This window comes from Saccharophagus degradans 2-40, assembly GCF_000013665.1.
GTDB classification, from domain to species: Bacteria; Pseudomonadota; Gammaproteobacteria; order Pseudomonadales; family Cellvibrionaceae; genus Saccharophagus; species Saccharophagus degradans.
On record NC_007912.1, the window covers coordinates 2,244,782 to 2,266,507 of the forward strand.

19 protein-coding genes are annotated in these 21,726 nt (G+C 45.1%); 4 read left to right on the plus strand and 15 right to left on the minus strand.

From position 1 onward, the window contains the following. Window positions 1-37: 37 nt before the first annotated feature. From SDE_RS09195 to SDE_RS09205, 3 genes are read left to right on the plus strand one after another with little or no spacing between them, the layout of a single operon-like run. The gene (locus tag SDE_RS09195) at window positions 38-745 is read left to right on the plus strand and encodes an ABC transporter ATP-binding protein (protein ID WP_011468237.1); all 708 of its coding nucleotides are present in this window, start codon (window positions 38-40) and stop codon (window positions 743-745) included. A gap of 11 nt (window positions 746-756) precedes the next feature. Beyond that, the gene (locus tag SDE_RS09200; RefSeq protein ID WP_011468238.1) at window positions 757-1,920 is read left to right on the plus strand and encodes an FtsX-like permease family protein; all 1,164 of its coding nucleotides are present in this window, start codon (window positions 757-759) and stop codon (window positions 1,918-1,920) included. A 3-nt stretch (window positions 1,921-1,923) separates the two neighbouring features. Next, entirely contained in the window at window positions 1,924-3,114 is a 1,191-nt protein-coding gene (locus tag SDE_RS09205) for an ABC transporter permease (protein WP_011468239.1), read from the plus strand. Between the two features lie 66 nt (window positions 3,115-3,180). Here the strand turns inward: SDE_RS09205 and SDE_RS09210 are convergent, their stop codons facing one another. The 15 genes from SDE_RS09210 to SDE_RS09280 all read right to left on the minus strand — a co-directional run bounded on the left by SDE_RS09210 (window position 3,181) and on the right by SDE_RS09280 (window position 20,511). Beyond that, entirely contained in the window at window positions 3,181-3,915 is a 735-nt protein-coding gene (locus SDE_RS09210; protein ID WP_011468240.1) for a TerC family protein, read from the minus strand. Between the two features lie 113 nt (window positions 3,916-4,028). Continuing rightward, the gene (locus tag SDE_RS09215; RefSeq protein WP_011468241.1) at window positions 4,029-4,898 is read right to left on the minus strand and encodes an ion transporter; all 870 of its coding nucleotides are present in this window, start codon (window positions 4,896-4,898) and stop codon (window positions 4,029-4,031) included. After that, window positions 4,895-6,289 carry a Na+/H+ antiporter NhaA gene (nhaA, locus tag SDE_RS09220; RefSeq protein WP_011468242.1) on the minus strand — a complete coding sequence of 465 codons (1,395 nt, stop codon included), beginning with the start codon at window positions 6,287-6,289 and terminating at the stop codon, window positions 4,895-4,897. The genes SDE_RS09215 and nhaA overlap by 4 nt, the downstream gene beginning before the upstream one ends. A gap of 427 nt (window positions 6,290-6,716) precedes the next feature. After that, window positions 6,717-7,043, minus strand: coding sequence for a Dabb family protein (locus SDE_RS09225; RefSeq protein WP_011468243.1), 327 nt, complete (start codon window positions 7,041-7,043; stop codon window positions 6,717-6,719). Between the two features lie 100 nt (window positions 7,044-7,143). Next, entirely contained in the window at window positions 7,144-8,133 is a 990-nt protein-coding gene (locus tag SDE_RS09230; RefSeq protein ID WP_011468244.1) for an MBL fold metallo-hydrolase, read from the minus strand. A 101-nt stretch (window positions 8,134-8,234) separates the two neighbouring features. Then, window positions 8,235-8,867 carry a DUF1287 domain-containing protein gene (locus SDE_RS09235; RefSeq protein ID WP_011468245.1) on the minus strand — a complete coding sequence of 211 codons (633 nt, stop codon included), beginning with the start codon at window positions 8,865-8,867 and terminating at the stop codon, window positions 8,235-8,237. A 263-nt stretch (window positions 8,868-9,130) separates the two neighbouring features. Beyond that, a complete protein-coding gene (locus SDE_RS09240) occupies window positions 9,131-9,931 on the minus strand; it encodes an arylamine N-acetyltransferase family protein (protein ID WP_011468246.1) in 801 nt (266 codons plus the stop codon). 145 nt (window positions 9,932-10,076) lie between these two features. Next, entirely contained in the window at window positions 10,077-11,681 is a 1,605-nt protein-coding gene (locus SDE_RS09245) for an alpha-N-arabinofuranosidase (protein ID WP_011468247.1), read from the minus strand. Window positions 11,682-11,806: 125 nt separating this feature from the next. Further along, window positions 11,807-12,490 (minus strand): GntR family transcriptional regulator, encoded by a 684-nt coding sequence (locus SDE_RS09250; RefSeq protein WP_011468248.1) that lies wholly within the window; start codon window positions 12,488-12,490, stop codon window positions 11,807-11,809. Window positions 12,491-12,805: 315 nt separating this feature from the next. Then, on the minus strand, window positions 12,806-13,492 hold the full coding sequence (locus tag SDE_RS09255) for a phosphatase PAP2 family protein (RefSeq protein ID WP_226986483.1): 687 nt from the start codon (window positions 13,490-13,492) through the stop codon (window positions 12,806-12,808). Then, a complete protein-coding gene (locus tag SDE_RS09260) occupies window positions 13,479-15,917 on the minus strand; it encodes a glycosyltransferase family 39 protein (protein WP_011468250.1) in 2,439 nt (812 codons plus the stop codon). The genes SDE_RS09255 and SDE_RS09260 overlap by 14 nt, the downstream gene beginning before the upstream one ends. 132 nt (window positions 15,918-16,049) lie before the next feature. After that, the gene (locus SDE_RS09265; protein ID WP_011468251.1) at window positions 16,050-17,627 is read right to left on the minus strand and encodes an ArnT family glycosyltransferase; all 1,578 of its coding nucleotides are present in this window, start codon (window positions 17,625-17,627) and stop codon (window positions 16,050-16,052) included. 2 nt (window positions 17,628-17,629) lie between these two features. Beyond that, the gene (locus SDE_RS09270) at window positions 17,630-18,673 is read right to left on the minus strand and encodes a glycosyltransferase family 2 protein (RefSeq protein WP_011468252.1); all 1,044 of its coding nucleotides are present in this window, start codon (window positions 18,671-18,673) and stop codon (window positions 17,630-17,632) included. 20 nt (window positions 18,674-18,693) lie between these two features. After that, entirely contained in the window at window positions 18,694-19,605 is a 912-nt protein-coding gene (locus SDE_RS09275; protein ID WP_011468253.1) for a lysylphosphatidylglycerol synthase transmembrane domain-containing protein, read from the minus strand. 111 nt (window positions 19,606-19,716) lie between these two features. Continuing rightward, complete coding sequence (locus tag SDE_RS09280) at window positions 19,717-20,511, minus strand: PP2C family protein-serine/threonine phosphatase (RefSeq protein ID WP_011468254.1); 795 nt, start codon at window positions 20,509-20,511, stop codon at window positions 19,717-19,719. A 120-nt stretch (window positions 20,512-20,631) separates the two neighbouring features. Here SDE_RS09280 and SDE_RS09285 point away from each other — a divergent pair, with 120 nt between their 5' ends. Beyond that, window positions 20,632-21,540 (plus strand): FHA domain-containing protein, encoded by a 909-nt coding sequence (locus SDE_RS09285; protein ID WP_011468255.1) that lies wholly within the window; start codon window positions 20,632-20,634, stop codon window positions 21,538-21,540. Window positions 21,541-21,726: the final 186 nt, after the last annotated feature.

Genomic DNA, 21,726 nt, shown 5'->3' on the forward strand with positions numbered 1-21,726 from the left:
AACATCCTACTATCACCTTCAAGGGAAGAGGCCAGCTATGACTGAAGCACTAATAGAAATAAATAATGTAGAAAAAAGCTTTGTGCGCGGAAAGGAGAAAATCACCATATTTAACGGTTTAAATATGACTATTAACAAGGGCGATTTTGTGTCTATGATGGGGCCATCTGGCTCGGGTAAAACTACCCTACTTAATATGTTAGGCGCTGTCGATAAGCCTACCGGCGGCGAAATTAAATTTGCAGGCAGCCCCATTCAAGGCTTGTCTGAGGGGCAGTTATCTAAATGGCGAGCAGCCCACGTAGGGTTTATTTTTCAGTTTTATAACCTAATGCCCATGTTAACGGCTGCTAAAAATGTCGAGCTGCCATTACTGTTAAAAAATCTATCTGCTGCCCAGCGCAAAAAAAGCGTGGAAGCGGCATTGCAATTAGTGGGCTTGGCCGAACGCGCTAAGCACAAACCTTCCGAGCTATCTGGTGGTCAGCAGCAGCGTGTAGCTATTGCGCGTGCAATAGTATCCGACCCCGAATTGCTACTTTGTGACGAACCAACCGGTGACCTAGACCGCGCAACAGCAACAGAAATTTTAGAAATTCTACAGTTGCTAAATAAAGATTTCGGCAAAACCATTGTAATGGTTACCCACGACCCCGAAGCCGCTAAATTCGCTACTACGCAATTACACTTAGATAAAGGCGAATTTGTAACCGATAGTGCGCTAGCAAGCCGTGCGCACGCATAAGGGGGCTAACCGTGAGCGATTTATATTTGGTGTTTAAAAACTTAACGCGCAATAAATTGCGGCTAATACTCAGCTGCTTTGCCATATTTATTGCTTTCTTGTTGTTTGGGGTGCTTGGCTCGGTGCAAAAGGTATTTGATAGCGGCGAAGAGGCTTCGTCAGATACGCGCCTAATGGTAGTAAACAAAATTAACTTTACACAGCCGCTGCCAATTGCATACGTAAATAAAATTAAAGCCATAGAAGGCGTGGCAAGCGTGACCTATGCAAACTGGTTTGGTGGTTATTACAAAGAGCAAAAAAATATGGTGCCTACCTTCGCGGTAGATCAAGATACCTATTTTGAAGTGTATAACAACTTTGTTGTTGACCCCGCACAATTGCAAGAATGGCAAAATACCCGTACGGGGTTGATGGTAGGTCGAGTTACCGCTAACCAGTGGGGCTGGAAGGTAGGCGATAAAATAAGCTTGTCGTCTAATATTTTCTCGCAAAAAACGGGCGGCCAAACATGGGAATTTAATATTGTAGGTATTTTTGATGGTGAAAACCCTCAGGTAGATACCTCTGGTGCGCTGTTGCACTATAAATATTTTATAGAAACCCAAACGTTTGGCAGTGATTGGGTAGGGTGGATTCCGCTCAATACTACCGAAGCAGCACTTAACGATTCAGTTGCTAGTGCCATTGACGAGCAATTTGCTAATTCCCCCGCCGAAACTAAAACCAGCACCGAAGCGCAGTTTGCCAAGGCCTTTATAGAGCAGTTAGGCAATATAGGGTTTATCCTAACCTCTGTAGTCTCTGCGGCATTTTTTACTATTTTAATGATTGTGGCCAACACCATGGCGTTGGCTGTTAGCGAACGTACTAACGAAATTGCAGTGTTAAAAACCCTTGGGTTTAGTGCTAAACGTATATTTGGCCAAGTGCTTAGCGAAAGTTTGTTACTAAGTATTATTGGTGGGTTGTTTGGTTTAGGTTTGGCGGCGCTTTTGGTAACCGGTGCAGCGCAGGCACCGCAGCTAAAAAGCTTTTTACCTACGCTAATGTTCCCTACAGAAATTTGGTTAAAAGGCTTTGCCTATATGTTGTTACTTGGGTTCGTTACTGGGTTCTTCCCAGCTTATAACGCGATGAAACTGAAAACCATTGATGCATTAAATAGGAGCTAAACCATGGGATCGGTCATTAAACAAATTAATGCAGTAATAGTAATGAGCCTAAATAGCTTGCCACAAAGGTTGTGGATGTCGCTTGCTACTTTATTGGCGGTTGCCATTGTGGTGGCGGTGCTGCTGGCTTTTTTAGCTATGGGCAATGGGTTTAAAAAGACCCTAGAGAGCACCGGCGCCGAAGATATAGTAATAATGATGCGCGAAGGGGCATCAGCCGAGCTAAACAGCGTATTGATGCGCGACCAGGCCAATTTAATTGAAGAGGCACCGGGTGTGCTAAACGATGAGCAGGGCGCAATTGTATCGGGTGAAACCTATGTGATTGTTGATGGTAAAAAACGTTCAAGTGGCACCGATGCCAATATTCCTTTGCGTGGAGTATCTAGCCGCGCGGTAGATATTCGCGATAACTTCAGCATTGTAAGTGGGCGTATGTTCGAGCCAGGCAAAAACGAGATAGTAGTAGGTAGCAGCATATTATCGGAGTTTGCTGGCTTTGAACTTGGCAGCGAAGTAAAACTTGGCAACGCTAAATGGAAGGTGGTCGGTATTTTCGATACTGGCGGCTCGGTATTTTCAAGCGAACTATGGACAGATATACGTGTAGTACAAAGCCAATTTAATCGCGGTAGCAGTGTACAAATTGTACGTGCCAAGCTTGAGTCCCCAGAGGCTATTGAGCAAGTAAAAGCGTATATAGCCGCAGATGCGCGTTTAAATTTAGATGTGCAATCAGAGAAAACCTACTATGGCGAGCAAGCAAAAAATGTTGGCGGTGTAATAAACTATATTGGCTGGCCACTTTCTATTGCTATGGCGCTGGGTGCGTTGGCAGGTGCGTTAAATACTATGTACACGTCGGTAGCGCAACGATCAGTAGAAATAGCTACTTTGCGCGCTATTGGCTTTGGCAGTTTATCGTCTTTTTTAGGTACCTTATTCGAGTCGGTAGTACTCTCTATTCTCGGTGGTGTGCTCGGTACCTTTGCCGCATTCTTGTTTTTCGACGGTATGACAACCTCTACCTTAGGCAGTAGTTTTACTCAAATAGTTTTTAGCTTTGAAATAAGCAGCGACGCACTAATAGACGGTGTTAGCTTAGCGCTAATAATAGGTTTAGTAGGCGGCTTTTTCCCAGCGCTACGTGCAGCAAGGTTACCGGTAATTCTAGCATTTTCATCGCAGGGCTAGATCGTATACATTAGTTTTCTAACAATAAAAAGGGTGACTTAGTGGTCACCCTTTTTATGCGCAGTACTATTGGCTAACCTTCCCACCAATGCTTTTCTTTTGACACTCTATCGCCTTGCTATTTTCTTGCTTGTTCGCTTTCTGACGAGCTCTTCTCGATAGAATATTTAGCATTTCTACTAGTGCAGAAAAACTCGTTGCTGCATAAATATATCCTTTAGGTACATGGAACCCGAAGCCATCCGCAATGAGTGTGGTGCCTATCAACATCAAAAAGCCAAGGGCAAGCATAACGATAGTTGGGTTGGCATTTATAAAGTTTGCGAGCGGCGTTGCGGCAAGCATCATTGTAACCACAGCAAAAATTACAGCGACAAACATAATAGGGATGTGATTGGTCATGCCCACTGCAGTAATAATACTATCTATAGAGAATACTGCATCTAAAATTAAAATTTGCACAATTATGCCCGAAAAGCTCGTGGCTATAACCGAAGGGTTGAGTTTATCTGGCCCAGGGTCTGGGTCGACATAGTGGTGGATTTCTTTGGTGGCTTTCCATACTAAAAATAGCCCGCCAGCTATTAATATTAGATCGCGCCAAGAGAATGAGTGGCTGAATACAGTGATAACAGGCTCAACCAGTTTGACTATAAAGGCAACGGACCCCAGTAAAAGCAGGCGCAGAACTAAAGCAGCGCCAATGCCTATTTGCCTAGCTTTGGGCCTTATTGCTTCAGGCAGTTTGTTGGTTAATATGGAGATAAATATAAGGTTGTCTATGCCTAAAACAACTTCCATTACAATAAGAGTGATTAGCGCTACCCAAGCTGTAGGGTCGCGAGTAAGGCGAATATGTAATCCACGTTTTTAGTTTTACCTTTTTATTTATTAAGTATGGGTTTGGGTCCCATTTATTTGGGAGCCAAGCTTTGATTATCTCTGGTTTCTAGTAACAGTTGTTTAATAACTTTTAATTCTGCACGCAATTGCACTACCTCTTCGTGTAGGCTCGATTCTATATGCTCTTGAGATTCGTGAATAATTGTTGCGGTTTCTTCGCGCTCTTCACTGGTGTAGCGTTGCATTGCATTCACAATAATCGCAATAAATAGGTTCAGCATGGTAAAGGTGGCAATGAGAATAAACGGAATAAAAAATGCCCACGCATAGGGAAACTGCTCCATAACCGGTCGAGAAATGCCCATAGACCAGCTTTCTAGAGTCATTATTTGGAACAGGGTATAAAGCGAGCGACCTAGGGTGCCAAACCATTCTGGGTAGGCAGCCGAAAAAAAGTGCGTGGCCATTACTGCAGTTACGTAATAAAAAATAAGCAATACAAATGCAATAGAGCTTAACCCTGGTATTGCCGAAAGCAGCGCGCCCACTACCCGTTGCATAGATGGAATCATGGTGAGTAAGCGCAATACCCGTAGCACACGCAGTGCACGCACAATGGCGAACGGCCCAGTGGCAGGCACCAGCGCAATAAATACCACGCAAAAGTCGAACACACTCCACGGGTCGCGCCAAAACTTAAGGCGATATACATACAGGCGGACAATTATTTCTAGAACAAACACGGTAAGAATTATGTTGTCTATTATGGCAATTGCATCGCCGTAGTTGGCCATTAAGTTTGTGGATGTCTCCATCCCCAGCAAAATGGCGTTAATTACAATTAAAGTAACTATAAAACCCTGAAAAGAGTGTGACTCTATCAATTGTTTAAGCGATTGACTCCAATTGGTAGAGCTAGAAATATAATTACCAGAACTCACAAACTCGATCCTATACGTGATTTTTCGCCGCCTAGTTTATGCAGCCATAAATAGCCAGCAACGCCTGCTACTAGCGATGAAAGTAAAATACCCAGTTTTGCCTGAATGATCATTTCGGGTTGCGATACAAAGGCGAGCTCAGCAATAAAGATAGACATAGTAAAGCCGATACTGCCCAGCATAGATGCGCCAATAATGTGTTTCATACTTGTATCGTTTGGCAGTGAGCAAAGGCCAAAGCGTATGGCTAGCCACGAAGCGCCAGTAATACCTACAAATTTACCGAACAGCAGGCCAAATACCACACCTAGGGTTATTGGGTGATTAAATAGTTGAAAGGCATTGCCAAAGTCGATGGTTACGCCCGCATTAAATATTGCGAATACGGGTAGAATAAAAAATGCAACCGGCTTGTGAAAAGAGTGCTCTAGGCGTTGTAATGGCGTTTGTACACCAACTACACCGTTTTCTAGGGTTTGAACTAAGCCGCTTAAGTGTTCATTCCTTAGTATACTTTCATCTTCTTCACAGCCTTTTCTAAACTTGTAAAGTATATCTTGCACACGATTGCTAAAAGTAAGTGTATTGAATTTTGGTTTTGCCGGAATAGTAAATGCGGTAATTACACCGGCTAGGGTGGCGTGTACGCCCGACTTTAAGAACACAAACCACAGGATTAGGCCAACGAAAAAGTACACGCTGGGTTTACGAATACCAATCATGTTAAAAAATATGAGCAAGCAAGTTAGTAGTGCGCCGGCGATTAGAAAGCTCCATGCAAGATCTTGCGTGTAAAAAACGGCAATAACTACCACTGCACCCAAGTCGTCTACAATGGCCAGTGCCACTAAGAATGTGATGAGCGCTTTAGGCACACGGCTAGCCAAAAGTGCAATCACGCCAAGGGCAAAAGCAATGTCCGTCGCCATGGGTATACCCCAGCCGCGAAAAGTTTCGTCGTTAAGGTTTAACGACATATAACATATGGCGGGTATAACCATGCCGCCAATCGCCGCAACTATGGGCAATACCGCTTTGCGGATTTCAGCCAGCTCCCCAACGAGCATCTCACGTTTTAGCTCCAGGCCAACAACAAAGAAAAATAATGCCATTAAGCCGTCGTTAACCCAGTGGTGCAGGCTTTTCTCTATACGCCAATCACCAAGGTTTAAACCTAGGGGTACATGCAATGCATGCAGGTAATGGTGAGCAAGCGGGCTGTTTGCCAGTGCTAATGCTATTAGCGCAGCCATCATAAGAATAAGGCCGCCTGTGGTTGTTCTGTTTACAAAGCGTTCGAAGGGCGTGAGAATCTTATTGAACTTCTTTTCCCATCGGGGCATGGGGTTTTGCTCGTTAGGAATGAACTTTTTAGGCGTTTCATTGCTCACTTTTTGATCCTTGTTTGCTTGGGGGCTATGTTAAATATTTTCGCTCAGCGCGTAGTTTGGGGCGCCAGTATTATTTTAAAAGGCTTACTGTGTGTAAGCCCGAAGCCTGCATTTAACGCGAAATTTACATTTAATAGGCCAAGATTTAAAGAGGTAAGAGTAGAGAACTACAAGCTTATTAAAGCCTAGGATAGAGTTAGCCGTTTTGGCAAATGTGTTTAACCATTTAGCTACTGTAAATAGTAGTTAGGTGTTGATAAGGAGTATTTGTTAGCAGAAACGGCGGTACGCGGGTGTGAAAGGCCTGTAACACTCAATGATTGGCTGATTGTATAGGGTAAGTGGCAGGAGGGATATAGTAATACTAGGGGGCGTTAGGTGCGGCGGTGTTATACAACATGTGCTTCTAGGTAAATAAGCGCACTTGTTAAAGTGCACTTATCGAATCGCATACCTTAACGCGTTGCCAAAGGTGCTTGCACTTATCAACAAATGCTAAGTGTGTTGGGTGAATTTGGTAGGCATCTTGGTCTTCTGTGTTATCAAACTGCAATACAAGTGAAACTTGGTAGCTGCTATCAATCACGTCGCGCTCCAGGGTAGAGGCCGGTACGCCAATATGAATCGCTTTTATTAAGTCGATATCTGCTAAACCCTGCAGCCCCTCAATTAACTGTGCTTTGTCATGTTCGGTGTGTTCTTCTTTTAGCCAGAAGTACACCATGTGGAGTAGTTTGTGGGTATTGCTGTGCATTTATCTGCTCCTAAAATTAAGTATGCTAGCTTTGCTATGGTATATAGTAGGTAAATCCTCAAGCGGCCGGCAAGTGCTAGGCCACTTAGGGAGGGGCTGATTAATGGTGGGCGCCGTGGCTATTGTCGTTGTGTTTGTGTTCGCTGTGATTGTGACCGCCATGGCTATGGTGGTTGTGCTCTTCGTCGTTTTTTTTCTTACTTAGGCTTGTATATAGCGTACGGGTCATTTTCTCTGTGGTTATAAAGCCCCAGTTCCATTTGTTGTGATATTTTTTTAGCGGGTTTTTCACTACAACGTCTTCTTCTGAGAGGCCTTGTTTAATGAGGTCCAGCATGATTTTTCTCGCATCTTCCAGCATATCTATAGACGCTTTTAGGTCTTCGCGGTTTGCCAAGGGGCCATGGCCAGGAATTAGTTGAGTGGTGGCGTTACACATACCGTAAATACGTTTTTGTGCTGCAATGTAACCCGCAACAGTGCCACCGCTATTTAGGTCGATAAACGGAAACATGCCATTAAAAAAGGCGTCGCCAGTATGGATAACGTTGGCAGATGTAAAGTGTATTACAGTGTCGCCATCGGTATGCGCGCGACCCACATGAAACAAGTGCGCGGGCTGGTCGTTTAAATGAAAATTCATATGGTGGGTAAACGTAATAACTGGCAACGCATCTTTGGGTGCGTCAACCATACCGTTTTGGCCCTGTACGCCTTTTTCTAGCATACGTTTACGCATGTTTTCGTGGGCCACTATGTGGGTGGCGCCAGCGCCAAATGCGGCATTATTACCCGTGTGGTCGCCGTGCACATGCGTGTTAATTAAAAAATCTACCGGTGCGCCAGCCACTTCTTTAATTTTTGCATTCAAGGTATCTAAAAGCGGTGGCATGCTGTCGTCAATCATAATTACACCGTCGTCGCCTACCGAAAGCGCAATGTTACCGCCGGCAAAACCACCCACGCCCTGAATCATATACAGGCCTTTGGCTAACTCTTTACTTTCAAACAATATTTTTTGTTCTTCAGCAAAGGTAAAACTGCTAACAGTTAGGCTAAGCGCAAAAGCGCCAATGGCAAGCTTGTTCATGGTATCTCCTTACTGGGTAGTATTACGCTAATGGTAAGCAAATAAGGTTGCGTTTTTACTTCCATCAATGTGTATAAATTATTTATTTTAATTGCTGTAAATTATTCTGTTTTGGCCGGTAGGTAGCGGTAATGCCCTGTAATGGTATAGGCAAAAAGTGCGTCATTTCGCTTGGGGCCAAAGCCAATATTATGTACAACTAAGGGTACACCCGATGAGGCGTGTTTAACATCGCTTACAACGCCAATATGCGGCAAATTACCTGGCAGCATCCACGATACTATATCCCCTGGTAAATAATCTTCTGGATCGGTTGTTATGGGTAAACTTGTACCATTGCGTTCGAAAAACGCTTGTAAATTGGGTACACGTCGGTGGTCTATATTTGTATCTGGCCGGGTTAAGCCCCAAATGCGTTTAGAGGGGTATGCATCAAAATTCGCTTTAATATCTTCGTGTACCAATTGCTGTAAATCTATACCTACAGCCCTGTATGTGCGAATTACCACATCCGTACACACGCCTGTATTTTTAGGCACATCACCCATAGGGTAGGGAATAGATACATACCGCCCAGTGTAAACCACAAAATGCTCAGTACGTTTATTGGCGGCACTGGCAATATCTTGGCCTGTTAGGGCAATAGCTTGCAGCGATATTCCAATCGCTCCACCCACAGCAACCGTTAAGCCTATTGCGTTTATAAACCGCTTAATTGGATTAGTAAAACCCATATCCCTCTCCATGCTTTGTTTAGTTTTATTATCTTAGGTAAATATACACAAACTGGGAGGTTATTTGTATTTATCGATGCACGTGTACCAAGCGGTGGGTAATGCTAGGCCTACGAAAGGTATGCTGCAAGGGTGGGCACAGCCAATCTGAGGCGATAGCTTGAGGTGTTTGAATGTGGAGGATATAAAGAATAACTCTAACAATCCCTATTTAAGGTGCGCCCCAAATGCAATGGTGGACACTGCCCACTATTTCCGGTGTATTACAAACTTTGGTATATCTTTTCTACATCACTCGCTTGTGGCTGCAGCAAAAAGTGTTCTTTTAAAATGCTATTAAGCTGGGTAGCGGTTTGGATTGTGGTGGTTGTTTCTTTGCCGTTTTGGTAGTGGCGTAATTCTTTATTAACGAGTGAGTAATATTCGCCGTATAGGCGCCGGCCTGCTACTAGGTTGCATGCGAAGGTGGCATTGGGGTGTTTGTGCGAATAGAAGTGGCCAATTTCGCAGTCTGCATTTGTGTAGTGGCCTAGGTCGAAATGGTAGAGGTTAAAATAGCCTCCTGGTTTTTTAATTTGCAGGCAATAGTCATTGTTTTTGTATTTGACTATGCGATAGCAAAAATCGCCTTGGTCTTGTTCGGTGTTTAATTCTAATAACATTGGGTGGCGTGGGCCTTGTACGCCAAAACCTACATCAATTAAATAGCGCTGCTCATTTATGGTTACTAAGGTAATACGGTGGGTTCGCGGGGCTTCTATATCTTTATTCATTACTACTTTTGCTAACAGTAGCTCTACTTTAAAGCCAATATTTTGCAGTACATGATACGCAAGTTTATTTTGCTCAAAGCAGTAGCCGCCCAGCTTCTTGCGCAATATTTTTTCTGCAATAACTTCTATAGCCAAGGGGATTTCTTGCTTAAGTAAAACAGCAAGGTTATTAAAACTAAAAAATGCTATGTGGTTACTTTGAATATTTTGCAGCAACTGCAACGTGGGTTTGGCCGTTACGGGTAAACCTAAAGCGTTTAGGTAGCTTGTTGTGGTTGGGCCTAAATGCATGACGCTCTTCCTTGCAGGGGGCTGCGAATTGAAGAGCTAATTAACCAGTGTGGTTTGCTAATGTCAATGTATTTGGTGAGTTTTTAGGGGTATCTAGAAAGGATACTCTAGCGCGTGTAAGCGCTAGAGTAGGGTGGTAGGTGGCTTATTTATTAAGCTGTAAAACAACTACGGCTTTAGCGGGTAGCTTAACGGTAAGGGTTTTGCCGTTTTTGCTAATGCTGTAGTCGCTTTGGTTAAGTGCGCGTGGCTGCACATTGTTTGGCTTGTCGAAGGTGTTATGCGCATCCATTTTTTGGCTGGTAAGTAATTCACCAGTAATGGTTTTTACCTTGATGCCTTGTAGTGCAATGCTCACTTCTTCCGCTTCGTTTGGGTTAAGGTTAACAAGTGAAACTACAATATTGCCATTTGGGGTTTTAGCTGCCGAGGCCGAGAACCCTGGTACGGTAGTTTTATGTGCGCTGTAGTCGCGCTGGCCTTTTATATCTAACGGTATATGGGTAGCATCTTGAAATGGTATGTACATCTTAAAAACGTGATACGTGGGTGTGAGCAACATTTTTTCGTTGTCGGTCAGTATCATTGCCTGTAGTACGTTTACCATTTGGGCGATGTTCGCCATGTGTAAGCGGTCGGCATAGTTGTGGAATATATTTAAGTTTACTGCTGCTACTATGGCGTCGCGCACGGTATTTTGTTGGTATAAAAAGCCGGGGTTTGTACCGGGCTCTGCATCGTACCACGTACCCCATTCATCTAAATACAACCCTATATTGCCTTCGGGGTTATTCTTTTTAAGAATACCCGTTTGAGTTGCAAGGTAGCTGTCTATTTTCAATGTGCGCTCAAGGGTAAGAATCCATTCTTTTTCATCAAAGCCTGTAGCCGCACCTTTTATGCTCCAGTCGCTGGTGGGTAAGGTGTAGTAGTGGTGGCTTATACCATCTATATTATTTTTGAGCTTACTTAGTGGCGTTGTCCAAGTTTCGTCATCATCATACGAGCCGCTTGCAACTAACTTCGGGCGCTTAGCGCCAGTGGCTTTAACAAAAGTGGAAAAATGACGATATAAATTGGTGTAGTACTCGGGCGTTAAGTTGCCACCGCAACCCCAAGATTCATTACCCACACCCCAAAAGGCCACTTCCCAAGGCTCTTCGCGGCCATTTTTTTTGCGCTCTGCCACTACAGTAGAGTTGGAGTTGGAAACAATATATTCCAGCCATTCGGCCATTTCTTGTGGTGAGCCAGTGCCTAGGTTACCTGCCACATAGGCTTCGGTATTAAGTAGCTCAACTAATTCGAAGAATTCGTGAGTACCAAAGGTATTGGGTTCTTCCACACCGCCCCAGTGGGTATTTACGCGGATAGGGCGTTGCTCACGTGGGCCAATGCCATCACGCCAGCGATATTCGTCGGCAAAGCAGCCACCGGGCCATCTTATAACAGGTACTTGTAGCTCTTGCAGGGCTTTGATTACATCGTTACGAAAGCCGTTTTTGTTGGGTATTGGGGAGTCTTCGCCCACCCATATGCCGCCGTATATGCCGCTGCCAAGGTGCTCTGCGAATTGGCCGTAGATATATTTACTTATGGTTTCGCCTGTGTTTTGTGGGTTTAGGCTAACTTTCACATCGGCCCAGCTTGTTAGCGGGGCAACTATAGCGGCTACGGTAAGGGCAACTTTTTTGAGGTGGTTTGTTGTTTTATTAGTTGTTTTCACACTTAGGGTTGAAGCTGGGTTCATAAATACACCATTTTGTTATTTAATATGATAATTGGTGGAGAGGGTATTTGAACCTAATAGCGAGGTAGAAGCAAGGGGGAGTAGGGGTTTTTAGCGCCGCAGGAGCCCCAGCGGCGGAATAGAATTTAATCTATAAAGTATTCTGGGTGCTCGGCAGGTATAACTGTAAGTATTTTATATACCTCGCGCATATGCGTAGACATAGCCTCTTGGGCTTTGTTGGCGTCACCAGCTTTAATGGCTTTAACAATGGCTTTGTGCTGTGCTAGCACGCGTTTAAATTGCCCGGCTTCTTGAAGGCTTAGATTTCTTACCCTATCCATATGGGCTTTTTCTGCTTCAATTAAGCTGCCAACACGCGCGTACTGTGTGTGCTGCGCAAGCATTTGATGGAACTCATCATCGAGCTTTTGAAAGGTGATGGAATCGTCTTCATCGGCAGCTTTGGATTGCGCTTCAATAATTGCTTGGCAAGCTTCTACTAATTCTTCGGTAACGTTAGATGCTAAATCGGCTGCTACAGCGACTTCTAAGGCTTCGCGTATAAACCTAGCCTCGAGAATTTTTTGCGTACTGAACTTGGTTACATATGTACCGCGTTGGGGTAACACCTCTACAAAACCTATGTTCGATAATTTAATTAGCGCTTCACGAACGGGGGTTCGGCTAACACCAAACTGCTCTGCTAGGCTGGTTTCTGCAATCATTTGGCCCGGGCGTAATTCCATGCTTACGATGGCGTCGCGCAGGTATTCGAATATTTGGCCTGAAGCGGGGCGGTCGTAATTAATTTTAGTATTTTTGATCATTGCAAATCCAAAGTAGTTCTACAGTTGCAGCCTATGTTGCGACTTTTCATTGAGTATAAAAAATTACTCATCAAGGCTTAGTCAAATTGACAATAATGCGTTGCGGAGTTTGATGTGTTTTAGCCGGTTTTCTGTATGAGTTTTCAATTTGATGAAAGCGGTTACAAACTGGGCGTTTTAGCGTAAAGCGGCATTTTATACCCTGTTTAGGGCTAGAAAACAACGTGCCGTATCGCTTGGGGTATTATTTGAAATGGGGGGTAATTGCTGATTTGGGGGCGCAAAAGTATCGCCCCGTTAAGTTGTAACAAGATGTTAGGAGGTTTGTTTTTTGTTTTGAACTGGCGAAAGCCCTAAAAAGTATGCGATTAACGCGTAGGTAAAGTAAGTAAACCAACCCGCGAAAATTACATCACTTAAAAAGTGGCCACCTTGAATTATGCGGGTAAAACCAACAATTGCGCCCATAGTAAAACCGGCAATAAGCCATTGTTTGCGTCGCCCCAGCCATGCAAAGGCTAACCAGTAAAAGCCAATAGCAGCGTGGCCACTCACAAAAGAGCAGTTCTTTTTGCATTCGCCAGAGTAGTGAAACACCGGTGTCCAGGTAAATTCGCCACCAAACTCTTGAATATGTACGGGGCGTGGCCTGCCCAGTGAATTATCTTTAAGTATGGTGTTTACCAAAATACCCGGCCCAAGTATTAACGAAAGCAATAAAAATACTGTGGCTTTGCGTTTTACTGGTTGTTTGCGCACGCTAAAAAACACAATGGCAGCTATAAAACCAAGCAGGTATAAAAAGTGGACTCGGGCAAAAAACCAGTAAATAGCACGTACTATTGGGTAGTCGTTTGCATAGAAGCGCCCATTTTCATAAAAAGCAGAAGCGACTATTAAATCCAGTTGTGGCCACGCTAAGAATACTACTACGCAGGCCAAAAATGCCCAGGTTTCGGGGCGGCGTAAAAGCGTGTTAAACAATGTATTAATTTGCATCATCAACCTCGCTTTGTGCACTAGCTGGGTAACCGTTAAAGCCCACAAGTAGGTACACATAAACCTTCATTGGCATATCTGCGTAGGGGGCGGCGTTAATTTCGGTAAGCTTTGTTACTTTGTTAAAACTATTAGCCGTTTCTTGGGGTAGTGGTGCGCGGGTAGCAAAAATAAATTGTTGATTGCTAAACGCTGGCCCTTGCCACTCACGCAGGTTAACTTTTAGGTCGTAATAGTCACGAATATTATTTTGGTTTGGATTCCAGCGAGCAAACTCGAAACTACCCGGGGCGGCGTAGTAGCCTAAATAGGCCAAAATATCTCTGGATTCGCTCGCGAGCTTAGCGCTTGGGTATTGCGCTAGTATGGGCTTTAACTGTGCGCCCAATTCATTCCAACCTGCCACACGGTGGTAGGGGTCGTTCTTTTTACTTGGTGTTATATCTAACGCATTAAGCATTTGTGGGAAATGGAAAAAAGCCGATAGCAAAAGTAAATGCGCAACCGCGCCACGCGCGAGCCATGTTTTACTAAGAGCATTGCCAGAGCCTGCTTGGTATTGCAGTTGGTTGGCTCGGCACAGTACAGCAACAAGCAGCGAGCCGCCAATCATCCAAGGGCCAGCCCAATTGGCAAACGCTCTAGAAATAAATGCCTGCAGTGAAATAGCAACCAAAATAGTAAAAGTTGTAAATACCAAGGCCTGCCAATACTCCGTTTTTATAACGGCGGTTGTGCTGGCTTTGCCTAGCCATAATCTTAGGCCTAAATAGCTCCATACTGGCCCAAATATAAGCAGTTGTGTTGCCAGAAAAACAAATAGTGAGCTAAAGCTAACGGTATTCTCGGAGGCCTGAGAAATTTCTTGCGTGTGATGTAGTGCTACCCAGCCATTGGTCATGTTCCAATAAATATTTAAGCCAAATACGCAACCGGCAACTATAGCGGCAGCCCACGGGCCAGCCGTTAATAGGCGAGGGCGAGTGTTTGCGTTAAACAGTAGGAATAAAAATAACCCCAAGGGCAGGGCGCCCATGGTGTATTTACTTAGCATGCCTGCGCCGGTAGCTAAGCCCAAAAGCACCCAGTGGCTTAACTTATTGGTTTCTAATGCGATAAAAAATACATATAGCGCAGCAGACCAAAAGAAAAACATGGGGGCATCGGTTGTAATAAAAACGCTGTTAAACCCCACCATTGGGATACATAAAAATATAATGCCGGCAATTAAACCTGCCCAGCTATCTACAAGTTTTTGCGCGGTTTTATAGATGAAAATGGCTGCACCGGCATACAAAATTGCGGCCATACTTTTAACCGCAAATATAGAGTCACCTAGAATGGATGTGCTGATAATAATCGCCCACGCTACCATTGGCGGTTTGGAGTAGTAGCCAAAATCTGGGTTGAGCGCCCAATGATAATAGTAAGCTTCGTCGTAGAATAAGCCCAAGTGGGGTTGGAATATAACCGCTAAGCGATAAACAGTTAGCAGGCCGAGCAAGCTGTAAAACCAAACCGACGCGGAGGTGTTGCTTAGTTTTATGTTGTTGGCTGCTAGTGCTTTGGCTCCGGGGCATGCAATGTAATGTTTAAACGTTCGCCACAGTGTAACTATGGAGGCTACATACAAGACGGGTAGTGTTAGGCGGTAATCGTTTTTCTCTACAAGCAATAATACGCAAGCTGTTACCAGTAAAAATAAAATAAACCCATGGCTATATTTATTAATGGCTCTTGGCGTTTTGTTGGCAATATAAATACCGGCTAATGCACATAAAATACCTAAGCCACTACCAACAAGTGTATCTACTGGCCAGTGCACGCCAACTAATACGCGGCTAAGTGCTGCGCAAGCGGCTGCTACAAAAAAGAGCCAGCGCATTTTTACACTGTTTAAATAGTGAAAAAACAGTGTGGCTGCTAAAAAAGCGGTAAGTGAATGGCCAGAAGGGAAGCTGTGATTGGTATAGCCTTTACCCACTAAGTTGAATAAATCGGTGGTAAATACTGCGGGTGGGCGCAGGGCATCGAAGTAATCTTTAGAAACGTTCGATACTATGCCGCCGATAATTGCAGCTAAAAATATACCCCAATGCGCTTGAATATTACGCGGCAAAAATAAAAGGGCTAAACAAAGCACAAAAACGCCATCGCCCCAAACGGTTATTAGTTGCAGTACAAAGGAGGGTAAGAAGCGCCCCCAGTTGTTAATCGCAAGAAACCCAGCGTGATGCCCATTGGTAAAATATACGATAGCTGCAATGGTAAATAATACAACGGCTAGGCCCGCTACTAAGCTATGGGCTTTACTAAAGCCTACTGGTTGGGCAATACGTGCGCTTGCAATTAGCGCTTGATAGTTTTGCCATGCAGCGCAAAGCGATGTGCGTATAGTGGTAATAGATAAAGCCGAATTGTTTGTCATTGTACTAAAGCACTATTTATTGGGGCTAAGGTTTAAAGAAGCTAATATTAAAAGAAGCTGGCATTTTAAAAAGCTAACCAGTAAAGCCCGTACTATCGAATGGTGCCAATATGCTACGGGCTGCGAGGTAAGCTACTGTTGGGACTGGCTGGCACTAAACAGTACAAGGCCACCAGACTGGTGGAGTTTAGTGAGCTCGATATTTTTAGCTTGGGTATCTTCGCGTAGGCGTTCAACGCGATCTACACGTGTCATTACCCATTCGCCTGCTTCGGGTGCGCGCAGTGGTGTGATTTTTTCGCGATACACACTAAATGAGGGCATATGCATGCGGTAGGCAACAACCTGCGTGTTAGTATTTTGCTTGTCAATAAAACTAATCATGTGGTGGATGGGTGCTTGTTGTAACCCAGAGATTATTTTTACCAATACCGTGAATACAAAAATATTTATCACTACGCCACTTAACACCAAGCGTTGCCATGTGGCTAAGCGAGGCAATAGGGCTAAGCCAATCACAATGGCCAGTGCCGCTGCTGCTAGCCATGTATAAGCAGGAAAGTACACCTCGCTGAAGCGCGAAAGAGTGGCTTCGTCAAAGCGCGTGCTTTCTGGGTTGGATTCAGGGATAAGCCAAGGGAGAGCGGTGAATAGTGCCATTGCTAAAATGGGGGCGATGGTCGTTAGTCGCCAACGGCTAAATATTACCGATTGCCGCGCAAACAGAATAAACAGAGGTACGCAGCCGTTAAGGATGTAGTGGGGGAGCTGTGTTTTAGAAAAAGAAAACAGGCAGAAAACCACTGCAAACCAAAGAATTAAAAAGCGGTTTAAATTGTCCTGCCACAGCGCTTTAGCTTTTTGTACCACTCTAGGAATTAAGCCGCTGAGGGGTAATAAAATTAAAGGTAGGGCGAAAACAAAGTACAGCAACGAGCCGCCGTGGTTTTCGCGGGTAGACGAAAACCGTTTTAAGTTGTGCTCTACAATAAAGCCGTAGAAAAACCCTGTGCCTTGCTCAATAGAAACCGCAATAACCCACGGTAATACCGTAGCAATACAAATAACCCAGCCAATTGGGTTGAAGTATGCTTTGTAAAGCTGTGCGCGCTCTTTACTTACAATAAGGTACAGCACCGACACCACTAATGGCACAGCCACAGCAATCGGCCCTTTGGCGAGCATGCCTAGGCCCATCCACAGGTATGCACGGTAAAGGTAAGCGGGTTTTTGTTGGTTGAAGTATCGCCAAATATCAAAAAAGGTAAGCGATAAAAAGAGGTTAAGTGTTGCATCGGCAATGGCGCTTCGCGCAATAAGCGCAACCCAAAGGCAGTTAACTAAAAATAGAGTGGCAATGGTACCGCGTGTGCGCCCAATAAATTGCACGCAAAATTGATAAAACGCCCAAGCCCATAGGCTGGCCATAAGTACCGAAGGCAGCCTAAAAGCCCATTCGTTAAACCCAAATAGCGATACAGTAGTAGCTTGTATCCAATAGAATAAAATGGGTTTGTCGTAACGCGGCTCGCCATCGAGATAAGTGGCAGAATAAATACCGCTTTCGAGCATTTCGCGGGTAGCTTCTGTAAAGGCGCCCTCATCTAAATCGAAAAGGGGCACCCAACCCAGGCCCAAAAAAAAGCTAAGCGCTATGCATAGCCCTATAAACGCCGGTGACAGCGTGAACGCTTTTAGTTGCCGAATCACTATTACACGTTTTCCTGTTTGGTCGCGTCTTCTTGTTTAGCTATTTTCTCAGCTGCTTTTTGCTCTTGAATTTGTGCTGAGTATTCGCACGTTAGCGGCTTGCGTACTGTGTAAGATTTAACGTTAGTGGTTTGGAAGAATATTCGGCTTAGAATTTCTGAAAGCACACCAGTCGTTAAAAACTGTAACGACGCAATAATGAGTAAGCTGGCAATGAGTAACATAGGTCTATTGCCAATATCTTGGCCGAATACAAACTTAAGCAAACCTAGGTAAGTAAGCATCAAACCGCCAATACCACCTACCCATAAACCAATTGAGCCAAAAAAGTGGCCGGGGCGCGCGCGGAACTTTAAGAAGAAGAATACCGATACTAAATCGATAATAACGCGGAAAGTACGCGAAATACCGTATTTGGATTCACCGGCCATACGCGCTCTATGGTTTACAACAGTTTGGCCAATTCTGTGTGGTGGACATACGGTTGCCATCCATACAGGAATAAAACGGTGCATTTCGCCGTATAAGCGAATTTGCTTTAGCACATCTGCGCGGTAAACCTTTAGGCTGCAACCGTAATCGTCAAGCATAACGCCAGAAACGCGTTGAATAAGTTTGTTTGCCAAGCGCGAAGGTAGTTTGCGCGATACCATGTGGTCTTGGCGGTTTTTGCGCCAGCCCTGCAATAGGTCTAAATCGCGCTCAATAAGCTCTTTTACTATGCGCGGTATATCGGCTGGGTCGTTTTGGAGGTCCCCATCCATAGTGGCAATAAGGTCGCCACAAGCTTCGTCAATACCGGCCTGCATGGCAGCGGTTTGACCAAAGTTACGCTGCAGCTCAACGTGGAGGAATTTGTCGCCATATTGCTTAACGCAGCGGTTTAGCTCGGCGGCGGTTTGGTCGCGGCTGCCATCATTAACAATGACTACATCCCAGTCGCCATCATAGTTGGCCATGCTTTCAGAAATGGCTTCAAAAAGTGGGGCGATGTTTTCCTGCTCGTTATAAACAGGAACAACGATACTAATACTGGGTAGTGACATGTCTATTTGCTAACCTTTAATTAAGAATGCGAAGTGGGTGGTGTGGCGCGCGATCGCAAGCCAATAAACCCAGAAATGCCCGCAAGCATGTTAATGATAAAAATAAATACGTGTACATTTACGGCGATAAGCACAAGTTGCTGCGCATTGTACCCTAATGGTAACAGCGGTAGGCTAAAAGCTGCCTGAAAAGTGCCCGCATTTGCCAACCCCGTTAAGGGGGATAAGGCGCTGCCGTCGGCTATGATAGTGGCTATCCACGCATGGTCAATGGGCAAGTTACCTAGTGTGGCGGCAAGCATTGCCAGTGCGAATAGCTTTATTATCCATATGGCAATGGTATAGGCGTACAACCGCAGCCAATTGGGGTGGCTGGCGAATAGTGGTTTTGCGAAGGCTATTTTAGGTACGCGGTGGCTAATGGCGCGCAGCAAATAAATAAATACCGGTAAGCCAGCTACTAATACAATGGGGGCAATCCACGCTGCGCCTTCTAAAAACAAGCCACCCGCAAAAAAGCACAATAGGCAAAGTAACACGTGGGCATCAAATAAACGTATTAGTACTAATGTTGCCGTGGAGTATTTAATATCCACGTCTAGCTGCTGTTTACTCAGCACCGGCAGGGCGGCTTCGCCTAAGCGCATGGGCAATAAAAAACTAACGGTATTGTGAACGAGGCTAACACTTAGCACGCGAGCGAGCGGCTGAGGGCAAACAAGGCTATAGGCAAAATGCACTCGCATAGCTCTTATTACATGGCTGGCAATAATCATTAGGCTAGCCATTACCACTAAGCTGCCTGGCAGGCGCAGCCACTGCTCGGTTAAGTCGCTCATTTGATAGTGGGCAGCCAGCCAAACAAACAGCGCTACAACAAAGCCTATAGCAATAATTGCTTTTAGAATAATGGTTAGAATAGAACGAGACATTGGCTAAGCTAAGGGCTGGCTAAAAGTAGGCGCGTTTATACCATAGTTGCATTAAGGGTGACAGCAAAGCCCGCGAATTTGCATGGTTAAAGCGCTGAATTGGTGCGCAAATTATCGGAATTGCCTGAAAGCCTCAGCTACAGCGGCACCGGTGGAGGATATCCATTGTTGTAGTTGGGTGGGGGCGCACAGGGTTACAACGGTAATATTATCTCTGCCGCCAGATTGCAGGGCGGCATCTACAAGTGCGCGTGTGGCCGCTTGTGGGGTGTTGGTCATGCTTAGCAGGTCGCGTATTTTCTCATCGCTGACAGTATCGGTTAGGCCGTCACTACATAGCACCAGCATTTCGTCTTTTTGCCATGTGCCGGTAATACTATCTACTTTAACTTTTTTTAAGTCCTGCGAGCCTAAGCACTGGGTAATAATGTTGCGCTCTGGATGGTTTGCCATGTCTTGTTTATCTATGGCCCCAGAATCTACAAGCATTTGTACGTAGGAGTGGTCGCGGGTGAGCTGAGTGAGTGTTTGTGAGGAGGGGGCCCACAGGTAGGCGCGGCTATCGCCAACCCATGCAATATGATACTGCTGGGCACGTGAAGTGGCAGCAACAACGGTAGAGCCCATGCCTTCGCCACCAATGCCGCGTTCGGCGCTTTTTATAATGGCTTCATGAGCAGCTTGCACTGCATCGGCAAGTGGTACACCCTGTTGTGTGGATTGGAATATGGTATCGCGGGTTATTGCGCTCGCAACTTCGCCTGCCGCGTGCCCACCCATGCCATCGGCGACTAGCCATAGGCCTTGAGTGGGGCTGCACAGATAGCAGTCTTCGTTGTTTGATCTGTGCCGACCAACGTCGGTAACAGCGCTATACCTTAAAAAGTGCATAACCTCTTTGTGCATTCAATCCATTTATTTCAGTCGAGCGTAAACTAATTTAGTGCTTATGTCTCGACTTGTTACAGTAAAGTTGTGTATTTTTGCTTTGATACGTGAACAACGCCTCGGGGGGCGAAAAACTCAATGCTTCAATTAAATGATAGGTCAGGAAACAAGCGTCCACTATGGTTAGTAGACAGCGAATATCGTATAGGTGCGGGCGCCGAATGCGAGCTAAAGCTAGATGTTCCCGGCCTGGCGAATCACGAGGCTTCCCTCACTATTGCGGGGGACACGGTTTCGCTAGCCACTAAAAACACCAATAGTTTAATTAAAGTGAATGGTGAAAGTGTAAAGGGCATTGTGCCTTTAGCGCATGGCGATGCAATTCAAGTGGGTGGTTTAATCTTCGATTTAATCGACCCAAAGCAGCGCAAGGTAGAACCCGTGGTGAAGGTTTCTACTAATACCCACCTTTGGCGTTTGCAGCCTTTAAATTCAGCGCTAAGCAGCAGGGAATTTGCTATTGAAACCACTGCTGTTTTAGGCCGATCTAAAGAGTGTGATATTACTTTGGGTGTGTCGCATTTGTCTCGCCGCCACGCCGAATTGCGTGTAACCCCAGCTGGCCTAGAAGTTATAGATTTAAACTCTTCTAACGGCACCTATGTAAATGGTTCGAAAGTTAGCAAGGCGGTGCTGAAAGCTGGCGATGAGCTAAGTTTTGATACCTTGCGTTTTCAAGTTGTGTCGCCAGCGTCTGAAGCGGTAGGTAAAAGCTCGCAAGAGGATGACTTGGATAAAACCACAATGCGACCGGCTATATCCAATGAAGAGTTAAGCAAGTCCCTTGATGGTGGCAAAAAGCCGGCAGGCCAAGATTCTGCTGCGCCGGTAAAGCGAGCAGTCGATAAACCGCTTAAAAAAGTGTCTCCCACCGAGGCAGTTGCCAGCCAGTCTAGTGAGGAAAGTTCTTCTAATGGCAAGTATCTGATAATAGCGGCCGCACTCGTTGTGGCCGTAGCCGGCGCTTGGTTTATGCTAAAAGGGTAGTTCTTGCATCGGCTTTCTTAGGCTGTATTATTGCGCGGTGATGCGTTTGTGCGCCGCGCCATCCTTTCTTATTTCGGTTGTTTCATATCTAACGCTTCTTATGCGTACATTAATTCATGCTTTTTAATTCTTGAAGTTTTTCGTTAATCGGCCGATTGCCTTGTATACGCGTAATTTAATTGAGGG

Bases quoted from the DNA above. Each gene is read 5' to 3' on its own strand.
- SDE_RS09195 (WP_011468237.1), top strand. From the start codon at position 38: ATGACTGAAGCACTAATAGAAATAAATAATGTAGAAAAAAGCTTTGTG.
- SDE_RS09205 (WP_011468239.1), top strand. From the start codon at position 1,924: ATGGGATCGGTCATTAAACAAATTAATGCAGTAATAGTAATGAGCCTA.
- SDE_RS09210 (WP_011468240.1), bottom strand. From the start codon at position 3,915: ATGGAAGTTGTTTTAGGCATAGACAACCTTATATTTATCTCCATATTA.
- SDE_RS09225 (WP_011468243.1), bottom strand. From the start codon at position 7,043: ATGCACAGCAATACCCACAAACTACTCCACATGGTGTACTTCTGGCTA.
- SDE_RS09230 (WP_011468244.1), bottom strand. From the start codon at position 8,133: ATGAACAAGCTTGCCATTGGCGCTTTTGCGCTTAGCCTAACTGTTAGC.
- SDE_RS09235 (WP_011468245.1), bottom strand. From the start codon at position 8,867: ATGGGTTTTACTAATCCAATTAAGCGGTTTATAAACGCAATAGGCTTA.
- SDE_RS09240 (WP_011468246.1), bottom strand. From the start codon at position 9,931: ATGCATTTAGGCCCAACCACAACAAGCTACCTAAACGCTTTAGGTTTA.
- SDE_RS09245 (WP_011468247.1), bottom strand. From the start codon at position 11,681: ATGAACCCAGCTTCAACCCTAAGTGTGAAAACAACTAATAAAACAACA.
- SDE_RS09250 (WP_011468248.1), bottom strand. From the start codon at position 12,490: ATGATCAAAAATACTAAAATTAATTACGACCGCCCCGCTTCAGGCCAA.
- SDE_RS09255 (WP_226986483.1), bottom strand. From the start codon at position 13,492: ATGATGCAAATTAATACATTGTTTAACACGCTTTTACGCCGCCCCGAA.
- SDE_RS09260 (WP_011468250.1), bottom strand. From the start codon at position 15,917: ATGACAAACAATTCGGCTTTATCTATTACCACTATACGCACATCGCTT.
- SDE_RS09270 (WP_011468252.1), bottom strand. From the start codon at position 18,673: ATGTCACTACCCAGTATTAGTATCGTTGTTCCTGTTTATAACGAGCAG.
- SDE_RS09275 (WP_011468253.1), bottom strand. From the start codon at position 19,605: ATGTCTCGTTCTATTCTAACCATTATTCTAAAAGCAATTATTGCTATA.
- SDE_RS09280 (WP_011468254.1), bottom strand. From the start codon at position 20,511: ATGCACAAAGAGGTTATGCACTTTTTAAGGTATAGCGCTGTTACCGAC.
- SDE_RS09285 (WP_011468255.1), top strand. From the start codon at position 20,632: ATGCTTCAATTAAATGATAGGTCAGGAAACAAGCGTCCACTATGGTTA.